Raw genomic sequence first — 5,268 nt, forward strand, 5'->3', positions numbered from 1 at the left:
GGGCGAGGGTTGCTTCGGCGAGGGGGCGGATTGTAGGGCATGATGTCACCCACAGGAACAGCCCATGCCGACGCTCTCATCGTCCCTTACTCCCCAGCGATTGCGTGAGCTGGAGCAGGTCGACGCCCGCCATCTGCCCCGGCTCGGGGTGTTCCTCGCGCTCTACGGTGTGGCGGCGTGGGGGGCAATGGTGCTCGCGCTGGAGGCCCTGCCGGCTGCCCAGGTCTGGCTCGCGCGTGGGCTGCTCTACGTCGTCGCGGCGGCCTCGCTTCACGGCATCAGCCTGTTCACCCATGAGGCCGTGCACGGTGGGCTCTCCACGCGGCCGTGGCTGAACAGGCTGGGCGGGATGCTGTGCGCGTGGCCCGTGCTGCAGAACCTCGCGGCCTACAAGGTGCTGCACCTGCGGCACCACCGGGACCTGGGCGGTGGGTTGGACCCCGACCACTACGCCAACTACACGGGACGACGCTGGCTGGAGCTGGCGATGCACGTGGGCCGGTTGCTGCTCGGATATCCCGCGTACATCACCATGATTCCCATCCTGGGCTGGAAGCACGGGACGGCGTCCGAGAAGCGGTGGATTGCCTTCGAGGTGGCGATGGTCGTCGCGGGGGCGGTGCTCGCGGGCGTCTTCGTGCCGTGGCCCGTGTTGCTGCATGCCTGGGTCATCCCCATGGTCATCATCAACACGCTGGTCAATATCCGGGGCATGAGTCAGCACACCTTCCTCACGCAGAGCAGTCATCCGGTGCGGGGCTCGCGGACCATCCTCTCCAATCCGGTGACGCGGTTCTTCATGTGCAATGAGAACTACCACCTGGAGCACCACCTGTACCCGCGAGTGCCCTGGTACAACCTGCCGGTGCTGCACCAGTCCCTGCGGACCGAACTCGTCGAGCAGGGGGCGCCCTTCATCCCGTCCTATTTCTCGTTCGTCCGGGGTGTCTTCAGTGGCGCCCTGATGCGAGAGGCCCGGCGCGTCTCCTCCGCGGATGTCTGAGCGCCCCTTCCTTCACGAAGCGCTGCTGGCGACCTTCGGAGTGACGCTGTCGTGCGCGCTCCTGTTCGTGGCGGGGGCGCGGTCCGTCAGCTTCCTCCAGGTCGCGGGGGCCACTGCCCTGTTCATCCTCGCGGTGGCGGTGCTCGCGCGGCTGGACACCTGGGCGCACGTCTTCCGGGTGCGGCTGGTGCTGGCCTATGTGGCGACGTTCTTCTTCTACGCGTCGGTGAAGACCACCATTCCCGCGCTGGGGCTCGAGACCCAGGACGCGTGGCTGTTCAGCCTGGACGCGCGGGTGTTCGGAGGGAGCACTCCGTCGGTCTGGTTCCAGCGGTGGAGCGCGCCGTGGGTGCATGACGTGTTCAGCGCGAGCTATCTCGCGTTCCACGTGTACCTCCACCTCGCGATGGCCTGGGCGGTGGTGGGGCCCCGGGAGCGGGCGGAGCGCTTCTTCAGCCACGTCTTCTCGGCCTACGTGCCGGGTATCGCGGGCTACTACCTGGTGCCGGCCATTGGCCCCGTGGCGGCGTATCCCGAGTTGTTCACCGCGCCCCTCGAAGGAGGGTGGCTGACGCGGCTGAACGCGGCCGTCGTCGCGAGCGGCTCGTCCACCTACGACCTCTTCCCGAGCCTGCACGTGTTCATCACCCTGGTGTTGCTGAGTCACGACGCGCGCGCGCATCCCTGGCGCTTCCAGGCGCTGGTGCCCGTGGCGGCGGCGCTCATCCTCTCCACCCTGGTGCTGCGCTACCACTACGCGGTCGACCTGCTCGCCGGTGTCGTCTGGTTCATCGCCTTCAGCGCGGTGTTTCCACGTCTCCAGACACGGTGGGCGTCCTGGCGGTGCGGGCTCCTCGCGGGCTCCGGGCCCGCGGTTCAACCCCGTCCTTGAGACGTCGCCCGCGTCTCGCTGTCACACGCCTGGCGAGGCATTGACGAATTGTCGCGCGGACGGCCGCGGACGGCCCCGCAAGTCCTCGGAATGTCGTGCGGGGCGGCTTGGAACGGCACGTGAAAGGCAAGGGGACAACAGGAGGAAGCCGCCATGGCCCGGTGCCGTCAGTCCCGTTCCCGCTCGTCTCCCGCCACCTTCACGTTCCTCGAGCGCAGCGCGCTCGGGGTGCTTCGACAGGAAGTCCTCGAGCTCATCCTCGACTTTGGACTTCGGACCCGCGCCGCGGGGGTGACACATGTCACCGTGCTGGAGCGCGACCTGCCCTTGCAACTCCAGGACTCGTCGCTGGCACGGCAGGCGCGGGGCTGGATTGTCCTGGTGAGTGATGACGAGCGCCTCATCACCTGTTACCGGCGCGGGGATGCAAGCGGTTTCATCCGCCGCAAGCCGAAGCATCGCCTTAACGGCGGACGCCCGCACCCCAACACGAGGACCCGTCGCGCACGTGACAGACACTCCACGGGCTACAGGGCCGGGTAGGGCTCACTGCTTCACAGTTGGGGTGTTCAATGACAGGCACCCTTGTATCAAGCGCTGCGCGCCGCGACAGGCTTTGGAAGGTGAGAGGGCGCAATCCCTCTCGTTTCTGGAGTTTTGTATGCCCCGCACACCGCTCTTCGACCTGTTCCGACAAACCACCCGGAAGGCGCTCGCCGCCGAGTCACCGGAGGCGAACGCGCTCGAAGCCCGACGCGTGGCTCGAATGGACCGCCGCTCCGTGTTGAAGGGGGTGACGGCGCTGGGGATGGGAATGGCGGTGCGGGCGGCGCGGGCCGAGGAGGCGCGTCCTCCCTCCGCGCTTCGCGTGGGCATCGTCGGTGCGGGGCTCGCGGGCCTCGCGTGTGCCTATGAGCTCAGGTGCTCGGGTGTGCAGGCCACGGTGCATGAAGCCCGGGAGCGCACGGGCGGCCGGGTGTTCTCGATGGGAGGCGCGTTCGGTGGGCCGGTCATCTTCCCCGGGCAGGTGGTGGAGCGGGGCGGGGAGTTCATCGACTCCGGACACTCGACGATGCTGGGCTATGCCCGTGAGTTCCACCTGGAGCGGGAAGACCTCCTGCGGGTGCCGGGGGACGTCTTCTACTTCTTTGGCGGACAGCTCTATTCCGAGGCGGATATCCTGGAGGAGTACTGCCCGCTCATCGCGGCCATCAACCAGGACTTGAGCAGGCTGTCCGAGGCGCCCACGGCAGCCGACCACACGGAGCTGGACCGGCGGTTCGACCTGCTGGACCTGGTGACCTACCTGGAGGCCCGGAACACGGGGCCCCTGGTGAAGGCCGCCATCATCGCCGCGTACGAGGCGGAGTACGGCCAGGCAGCGGATGAGCTGAGCTGTCTCAACCTGCTGTTCCTGATTCAGACCGAGCAGTGTCGACGGTTCGAGCCGTATGGCGAGAGTGATGAGCGGTATCGCCTGCTCGGCGGCAATCAGCAGATTCCACGCGAGCTGGCGGCGCGTCTGCCGGGACAGGTCCGACAGGGCGAGCGGCTGGAGTCGGTCAGGAAGACTCCGACGGGTGCGCTCGCGCTCACGCTGCGGCGCGGAAGCACGTCGTACACGGCGACGTATGACGTCGTGGTGCTCGCGGTTCCGTTCACCGTCCTGCGACGGGTGGAGCTGGCGGCGTCCCTGGGCCTGCCGGCGTGGAAGACGCGGGTCATCCGGGAGCTGGGGTACGGCACCAACGCGAAGATGATGGTGGGGTATCGCGGGCCGGTGTGGCGGGCGAGCGGGTGCAGTGGGGCGAGCTACTCGGACCTGATGAACCATCAGGCCACGTGGGAGACGAACCCGACGCGGGCGACAGCGGGCGACGCGGTGTTGACGGACTTCGCCAGTGGGCCGCGTGGGGCAGGCATGGACCCAGGCAACGTGGCGGGCGAGGCGGAGCGCTTCGTGGCGGCGATGGGCCGCGTGGTGCCGGGGACGGCGGGCGCGGTGAAGCGGGGCGTGGACCGGCGCATCGTCGCGCACCTGGAGCACTGGCCGAGCAATCCGAACGCCCTGGGAAGCTATTCGTCCTATCGGCCCGGGCAGTTCACGTCACTCGCGGGCACCGAGGGGACACCCGTGGGCAATCTCTACTTCGCGGGTGAGCACACCAGCTCGTTCTACGAGGCCCAGGGCTACATGGAGGGCGCGGCGGCGACGGGGAAGAGCACCGCCCAGGCCATCCTGGCGATGGCGAACGTGGCGGCGGCGGCCGGGTGACCCCTGGAGAAACAAGGGCGGGCCCGCCGGAGCGGACCCGCCCTCACGCACTCACGAAGGGAGCAGGTTACTGCGCGCAGTAGACGGCGCGCTCGAACTTGCCCGTCACTTCGACGATGGACGTGGCGCGAACCACGAACTCGCTGGCCCCGACGCGCGTGTCGGCATTGCACCAGTCATACGTGTAGCCCAGGCCCGTCCACGGGTACTGCGTCTTCTGCCAGAACCCATAACTGGAGGCGAAGTTGGCGTTGATCCAGTTCTTGTGCTCGGTGGTGGCCGTGGTGGGGAACTGGAGGCCGCACGTGCCGTCGTCGATCTCCGAGTCCGGACAGGGGCGGAACATGTCTCCGGGCTTCACCCACAGCTCGACGATGTAACGCGCGTTGTCGCCTTCGGTCGCCGGGGGCAATCCCAGATACTGATTGACGCGCGGGACGAGCTTCTCCGCGGACACCGTCTTGCAGAATGTCTGGAGTTGGGGAGCGGCCGTGACCCAGACCTCGCGAGAGAGCGTGTTCGCTCCCAGGGTGTAGCCCTGGAAGGTGGTCCAGATGGCCATGCGCACGGCCGTCTTGGTCTCATTCCAGACAAGGTTCGGGTTGGACGGGCTGATGGCCCACAGCTGCGTGGAGATGTCTTCGGTCGTGGGTTCCGCAGCGTGGCGGACGGCCTCCGTATAGGTCTGCGCGTCGCACGCCAGCGGTTCGGGGACAGGGTCCTTCGTGTCGTCGTCACCGCATGCGGCGAGGGACAGGAGCGCGGCGGTGGCGGCGAAGCATCGCAGGGGGCGCGAGAAAGCGCTGAACATCAGGTCAACTCCATGGGGAGGGTAGGTTCACAAGGAGTGTAGAGGAAGGAAGGCGGGGCACCAGCCAAAACGACCGCGCGAGACGCGAGCCCGCGGCGAGGTTCCGTGCATTGAAAGACAGCCATCCTCCCTTGGGGCTCAGGTACCGCCGCCACCGAACAGGCCGAGCTGCTCGACGCTGCCCATGGGGGCGACGGGGCTGTCGTCGGCGGGCAGTTCGCGGCGCACGGGTACGGTCGGGACAGGGGGCGCAAGCACGCGGGGCTCTGGCTCCCGTGGCGCGGGAG

The 5,268-nt window shown here is 68.0% G+C and carries 5 protein-coding genes; 4 read left to right on the forward strand and 1 reads right to left on the reverse strand.

The window, feature by feature from the left end:
• Positions 1 to 64: 64 nt before the first annotated feature.
• From HR086_RS44475 to HR086_RS44490, 4 genes are all read left to right on the forward strand, one after another.
• Complete coding sequence (locus tag HR086_RS44475) at positions 65 to 1,003, forward strand: fatty acid desaturase (protein ID WP_174453195.1); 939 nt, start codon at positions 65 to 67, stop codon at positions 1,001 to 1,003.
• Positions 996 to 1,895, forward strand: a complete 900-nt coding sequence (locus HR086_RS44480; RefSeq protein WP_174468673.1) for a phosphatase PAP2 family protein — start codon at positions 996 to 998, stop codon at positions 1,893 to 1,895. The genes HR086_RS44475 and HR086_RS44480 overlap by 8 nt, the downstream gene beginning before the upstream one ends.
• 153 nt (positions 1,896 to 2,048) lie before the next feature.
• A complete protein-coding gene (locus HR086_RS44485) occupies positions 2,049 to 2,438 on the forward strand; it encodes a hypothetical protein (protein WP_141645481.1) in 390 nt (129 codons plus the stop codon).
• Between the two features lie 118 nt (positions 2,439 to 2,556).
• Positions 2,557 to 4,170: an NAD(P)/FAD-dependent oxidoreductase gene (locus HR086_RS44490; protein ID WP_174468674.1), complete on the forward strand. Its 1,614-nt coding sequence runs from the start codon at positions 2,557 to 2,559 to the stop codon at positions 4,168 to 4,170.
• Positions 4,171 to 4,237: 67 nt separating this feature from the next.
• Here the strand turns inward: HR086_RS44490 and HR086_RS44495 are convergent, their stop codons facing one another.
• Positions 4,238 to 4,981, reverse strand: coding sequence for a hypothetical protein (locus HR086_RS44495; RefSeq protein WP_174453198.1), 744 nt, complete (start codon positions 4,979 to 4,981; stop codon positions 4,238 to 4,240).
• Positions 4,982 to 5,268 lie beyond the last annotated feature (287 nt).

It is taken from the genome of Myxococcus sp. CA039A, assembly GCF_013336645.1.
Classification (GTDB): Bacteria; Myxococcota; Myxococcia; order Myxococcales; family Myxococcaceae; genus Myxococcus; species Myxococcus llanfairpwllgwyngyllgogerychwyrndrobwllllantysiliogogogochensis.